This window comes from Ureibacillus thermosphaericus (genome assembly GCF_012396605.1).
Classification (GTDB): domain Bacteria; phylum Bacillota; class Bacilli; order Bacillales_A; family Planococcaceae; genus Ureibacillus; species Ureibacillus thermosphaericus.
In genome coordinates this window covers 97,430-103,874 of sequence record NZ_JAAXPW010000006.1, presented here as the reverse complement: position 1 = coordinate 103,874, position 6,445 = coordinate 97,430, and the positions used below count along the sequence as shown (strand labels likewise).

The window sequence follows — 6,445 nt, the reverse complement described above, 5'->3', positions numbered from 1 at the left end:
AGAGAACAGCTATTCACGGAAGTTATAAAGACTTGCGTCAATCATCTTAATTGAACCGCCGTATACGGAACCGTACGTACGGTGGTGTGAGAGGACGGGAGTTAATCGCTCCCTCCTACTCGATTAACTTATATTAATAATAAGACAATAATTTTATTAATTTTTTTCATTTATGTGAAACTTTATTTGTAAATGTTACGTAAATTAGCTAACGTAATTTTAGAAAAGAAAGAGAGGGAGAGATTATGAGTGTAAAAAGAGCGTTGCTTACAACAGGGCTAGCAATTATTTCAATTATAGGTATTATTGCGATATTTACTACTTGGTATACGGTCGATGAATCAGAGCAAGCCGTTGTTATCACGTTTGGACAAGCAACAGAAACCATTACAGATGCCGGTTTGCATTTTAAATTGCCATGGCCAGTACAAAAAGTAGAAATTCTTTCGAAAGAAACATACAGCTTACAGTTCGGTTATAAGACGACAAAAGATGGAGAAATAGTAACAAAAGATAGCGAAACGAAAATGATTACTGGGGATGAAAATATTGTGCTCACCGATTTAGTTGTACAATATAAGATTTCTGATCCAGTGAAGTATTTATTCCAATCCGAAGACCCTAAACAGCTTCTACATCATGCTACTTCAAGTGCGATTCGTTCCATTATTGGAAGTTCAACAATTGATGAAGCATTGACGGATGGACGTGCAGATATCGAGCAAAAAACAAGGGACTTACTAGTATCTGTCATGGAAGATTACGATATCGGCGTGACGATCTTGGCAGTGAAACTAAAAGACGTCGAATTGCCGAATGCGGAGGTTCGTGCTGCCTTCACAGCTGTAACGGATGCCCGCGAAACGAAAAATACTAAAATTAACGAAGCAAAAAAATATGAAAACCAAAAAATTAGCGAAGCTCAAGGGGAAAAAGATGCAATCATTTCCCGTGCCGAAGGGGAAAAAATAGCACGTATTCAACAGGCGGAAGGGGACGTAGCCCTTTTCAATAAACTTTATAATGCATATGTTGGTAACCGAGAAATTACACGCCAACGACTTGTGTTAGAAACATTAGAGGAAGTATTACCGGGTGCGCAAATTTACATTATGAACGATAACGGAGAAACATTAAAATATTTGCCGCTACAACCTCAAACTGTACAACAAAATACAGAAAAAGAGCGTAAAGAAGGAGGCGGTAGTCAATGAGCAACAATTACTATGACGGGGATTTAGAAAAGTTCATCCGCAACCTTTTTGGAAAGAAAAATAAGGAAAAGAAAAATAAAGAAGCGAACCATATTCCAAATGTTGAAATCATTAATAAAAAGCCATCATTTAATCCGAAAAAATATGGAAAGCTAGCAATCATACTTACCGTAATAGTAGCAGTCATTGCAATTTTATTAGCAAATTTATATATTGTGAAAGAGAATGAATATAAAGTCGTTCGCCAATTTGGTGAAGTCATTAAATATCAGGATCAGCCGGGACTTTATATGAAAATTCCATTTATTCAAAGTGTCACTACATTACCGAAAAACTTAATGATCCATAACATGTCTGAAGAAGAAATCAATACGTTGGATAAAAAACGAATCATTATTGACAACTATGCGGTTTGGCGTGTGACAGATCCAAAATCTTTAATTACGAATGCGAGATCCTTAGTCAATGCAGAAGCGCGCATGGAAGAGTTCATTTATTCGGTGTTGCGCACGGAACTTGGACAAATCAATTACGATGATATTATTAATGATGAAAATTCTGATCGGGGCAGCCTTTCAGAAAAAATTACAACGAAAGTAAACGAATTATTGCAAACGGACAACTATGGAATAGAAGTTGTAGACGTTCGCATTCGCCGTACTGACTTACCAGAGGAAAACGAAGAGTCTGTTTATAAACGAATGATTTCTGATCGAGAATCGATCGCTCAAAAGTATTTATCTGAAGGGGATGCAGAAAAAAATCGTATCGTGGCAAATACCGATCGACGAGTGCAAGAAATGATTTCGACAGCCAAAAAAGAAGCTGCTTTGATTATCGCTGAAGGGGAAGCAGAAGCTGCAAGAATCTATAACGAAGCTTTCTCAAAAGATCCGGAATTTTATCAATTATATCGGACATTAGAAACTTATAAGAAAACGATTGGTGATGATACAGTTATTATTATTCCTTCAGATTCACCTTACGCCAAAATATTATCGGGCTACATTGAAAATAATGAGTTAGTAAATGGATTAAATGAATAATGGATTAGGGAAATTTTATTCCTTTGAGTGTATTAGCAATAATTACAACTTTATCAACCTATTAGCCTCATTATATAATACTATACAGTAATAATAGAATTGAGGCGAAAGGATGTACCGTTTAAATAAATGGATTCAAAACACATTGCTTGCTGTAATGATGGCATGCAGTATGACAGCATTATATTTTTCAACACCTTACGCTTTATTAAAAATTAAATTATTTCATATCCCTGTTTTATTTATCATTATCTTCATCTTCTCTATCATTATTGCGGAAGATGTTCGAAATAGTTTTAAGAAAGTGTTCCGTTTTAACAATCGTGATAATAAACGCTCCATCTGGCAAGTGGGAGTTGGCATGATCTTTTACTTTACTCAAGTAGGGATTGTGGAAGTATTTTTCCGTTCTTGGATGGAGCCTGAATTAGGTGGCATGCCCCTTTATCTTGTGATTGCCTTCTTGAATGCCTTTATCATGACAGTTATTTATGAAGAAATATTTTATTTCGAAGAAATGAATCAAACGAATTAAAATGATCGCAAACTAAATAAAAGTTAAGAAAAAAACACGTATTTGTCGTATTTCGGCAAATACGTGTTTTATAATGGGATTAACTGTGTAAAAGTAATGGAAGATGATTTATACGTTGAAGGAGTGCAAATGAGTGGGGAAAGAGAAATTATTATTACTAGATGGAAATAGTTTAGCCTACCGAGCATTTTTTGCATTACCCCTATTATCGAATGATAATGGGATTCATACAAATGCGGTTTATGGCTTTACAACGATGCTTCAAAAAATTTTAGAAGAAGAACAACCGACGAAGATGCTCGTTGCATTTGATGCTGGAAAAACGACGTTCCGCCATCAAACTTTTGAAGAATATAAAGGCGGGCGTCAAAAAACGCCGCCGGAATTATCTGAACAATTTCCGTATTTACAAAAGTTAATTGACGCTTATCGCATCAAAAGATACGAACTAGAAATGTATGAAGCCGATGACATCATTGGTACGCTAGCTCGACAAGCGGAAAAGGAAAACATCGATGTTGTCATTGTTTCGGGTGATAAGGACTTAACACAACTCGCTACAGAGAAAGTAAAAGTTTATGTTACTCGAAAAGGAATGACAGATATTGAACAATATACACCAGAACATATTCAGGAAAAATATGGACTATCTCCAATACAAATTATCGATATGAAAGGTCTTATGGGAGATGCATCTGATAATATTCCGGGAGTTCCTGGCATTGGAGAAAAGACGGCTATTAAATTGTTAAAGGAATATGGAACAATCGAAAATTTATATGAACAAATCGATGAAATGAAACAATCAAAAATGAAAGAAAAGCTTATCGCAAATGAAGAGCAAGCGAAAATGAGCAAACAATTGGCGACAATTAATACAAATGCACCAATTGAAATTTCTCTTAATGATTTAAATTATCCAGGTCCAGATCAGGAAGCGGTTCTTGAAGTATGGAAAGAGTTACAATTTAAATCGTTAATCGAAAAATCAGATTTTGAAATTGAAGAAAAAGAAACAGCTACCCTTTCATTTAAAATCGTTCGTGAAATTGCGGAAGATCTTTTTACTGATACGATGGCTGTTCATGTTGAGCTGGAAAATGAGCATTATCATACATGTAATATATTAGGTTTTGGCTTTACAGATGGTTCAAATACCTTTTTCGTTCCAACAGAAGTTTTGCAAAAGAGCGAAAGATTAAAATCTTACTTTGAAGATGAAACGAAGAAAAAATATATGTCGGATTTAAAAGCTGCGCAATGTATATTAAAACGTCATGGCATCAATTTGCGAGGCGTGGAATTCGACTTGCTACTTGCATCTTATATTGTCAATCCTGCCATTTCAGGTGATGATGTAGCCACATTGGCAAAGGAATTTGGCTATACAGATGTGCGTTCCAACGAAGCTGTTTACGGAAAAGGGGCAAAATGGGCATTACCAAGTGAAGAAGTTCTTGCTGAACATGTTTGCCGAAAAGCATTTGCGATTTGGAGCTGTAAGGAACGGGTATCAAATAAGTTAAAAGAAAATGAACAGTTTGATTTGTACCATGATTTAGAATTACCTTTGGCTGTTATTTTAGGAAAGATGGAAAGCGAAGGAATTAAAGTTAATATTTCTACCCTTGAAACTATGGGACAAGAATTAGAAGATAAAATCGCGAAGCTTGAAACAGAAATTTATGAGTTGGCTGGTGAAACATTTAATATTAATTCACCAAAGCAGTTGGGAGTAATTTTATTCGAAAAATTAGGATTGCCGGTCATAAAGAAAACGAAAACAGGTTACTCCACGGCAGCGGATGTACTTGAAAAACTAAAGTCGGAACATCAAATTGTTCAGTTGATTTTAGAATATAGAACTCTTGCGAAATTACAATCCACTTATATTGAAGGATTAATCAAAGAAGTTCATCCAAAAGACAGCAAAGTTCATACTCGTTTTATGCAAGCATTAACATCAACAGGAAGGCTTTCTTCTACAGATCCGAACTTGCAAAACATACCGATTCGTTTAGAAGAGGGAAGAAAAATACGGAAAGCATTCGTACCTTCCCATGATGGATGGCTGCTATTTAGCGCCGATTACTCACAAATTGAATTGCGCGTGCTTGCACATATGTCGAAGGATAAAAATTTAGTGGAAGCTTTCAATCAAGGGATGGATATTCACACACGAACAGCAATGGAAGTATTTCATGTATCCCAAGACGACGTTACTTCTAATATGCGAAGAGCGGCAAAAGCGGTTAACTTCGGAATTATTTATGGAATCAGCGATTATGGACTATCCCAAAACCTCGATATTTCAAGAAAAGAAGCTGGAGAATTTATCGAAAAGTATTTTGAAAGTTTTCCAGGGGTAAAAGAATATATGGATAACATCGTGCAAGAAGCAAAATTGAAAGGTTATGTAACAACGATCTTAAACCGCCGACGTTATTTACCTGATATTACGAGCAAAAACTTTAATTTAAGAAGTTTTGCAGAGCGCACAGCAATGAATACGCCAATTCAAGGTAGTGCGGCAGATATCATTAAAAAGGCGATGCTTGATATTGATGCAAGATTGAATTCAGAAGGATTACAAGCGAAACTGCTTTTGCAAGTACATGATGAATTGATTTTTGAAGCACCGAAAGAAGAAATAGAAAAGTTAGAAAAAATTGTACCAGAAGTGATGGAAAGTGCCATTTTACTTGATGTGCCATTAAAAGTGGACATCTCTTATGGTGAAACATGGTACGATGCAAAATAATAAGGAAGTGAAGACATGCCTGAATTACCAGAAGTGGAAGGTGTTGTTCGGGCGCTATCCCCGAAAATAGAAGGTAAGACAATTTTAGAAGTTGCCCTATCTAAAACGGTTTGTGATGCTCATCAACAAGGAAAACAATGCATAGTGAAAAATATGGAGCCAAGGGAATTTGAAGAACAGATGCGCGGCATGACAATCAAAAAGGTGCTTCGCCGCGCCAAATATATCTTTATTGATTTAGAAAAAAATAATACACCATATCTTTTCGTTAATCATTTAGGAATGACTGGTGCTTGGTTTATTGTTCAGAACGAAAATGAAATTTTAGAAGAAAAGTTTCGAAATCATATTCATGCCACATTTCAACTATCTACTGGTGAGTTGCTCATATTTTCAGATATTCGTAGATTTGGCGAATTGAGATTGCTAAATACAATTGATGAGCACCCACCTCTTTTACAAATGGCTCCTGAACCTTTTGATGAAATTGCATTAAACTACTTTTTAGAAAAATGTGAGCTTACTAAATATAAAAACAAACCGATAAAGGAAGTCATTATGGATGGGCAAGTGATTTCCGGCTGCGGCAATATTTATGCAACGGAAGCGCTTTTTCGAGTAGGCATACATCCTGCGAGAAAGGCTGGGCGAATCAGTATAATGCGGAAAATCGCATTATTTGAAGAGATTCAGAAAATTTTACTTGAAAGTATTGAAAGGGGAGGCTCAACAATCTCTGATTATCGCAATATCAATGGCGAAGCAGGCGGGATGCAGCATCGATTGAAAATGTATGGTAAAAAGGTTTGTCCAGCATGTAATGCAAGTACGAAATCGATGATTATCGGAGGAAGAACAAGCGTTTATTGTCCAAAATGTCAACGTTAAA

At 35.9% G+C, this 6,445-nt stretch carries 5 protein-coding genes; all 5 read left to right on the top strand.

What is annotated here, in order from left to right:
• The first annotated feature begins 245 nt into the window (after nucleotides 1-245).
• The 5 genes from hflK (at nucleotide 246) to mutM (ending at nucleotide 6,444) form a co-directional block, all read left to right on the top strand.
• Nucleotides 246-1,214 carry an FtsH protease activity modulator HflK gene (gene hflK, locus HF990_RS04440; protein ID WP_184656213.1) on the top strand — a complete coding sequence of 323 codons (969 nt, stop codon included), beginning with the start codon at nucleotides 246-248 and terminating at the stop codon, nucleotides 1,212-1,214.
• A complete protein-coding gene (gene hflC / locus HF990_RS04435) occupies nucleotides 1,211-2,260 on the top strand; it encodes a protease modulator HflC (protein ID WP_016837137.1) in 1,050 nt (349 codons plus the stop codon). The genes hflK and hflC overlap by 4 nt, the downstream gene beginning before the upstream one ends.
• 112 nt (nucleotides 2,261-2,372) lie before the next feature.
• Complete coding sequence (locus HF990_RS04430; RefSeq protein ID WP_016837138.1) at nucleotides 2,373-2,795, top strand: hypothetical protein; 423 nt, start codon at nucleotides 2,373-2,375, stop codon at nucleotides 2,793-2,795.
• A gap of 133 nt (nucleotides 2,796-2,928) precedes the next feature.
• On the top strand, nucleotides 2,929-5,556 hold the full coding sequence (gene polA, locus HF990_RS04425; protein ID WP_168412068.1) for a DNA polymerase I: 2,628 nt from the start codon (nucleotides 2,929-2,931) through the stop codon (nucleotides 5,554-5,556).
• A gap of 15 nt (nucleotides 5,557-5,571) precedes the next feature.
• Complete coding sequence (mutM, locus tag HF990_RS04420; RefSeq protein WP_016837140.1) at nucleotides 5,572-6,444, top strand: bifunctional DNA-formamidopyrimidine glycosylase/DNA-(apurinic or apyrimidinic site) lyase; 873 nt, start codon at nucleotides 5,572-5,574, stop codon at nucleotides 6,442-6,444.
• The last annotated feature ends 1 nt before the right edge of the window (nucleotide 6,445 follow it).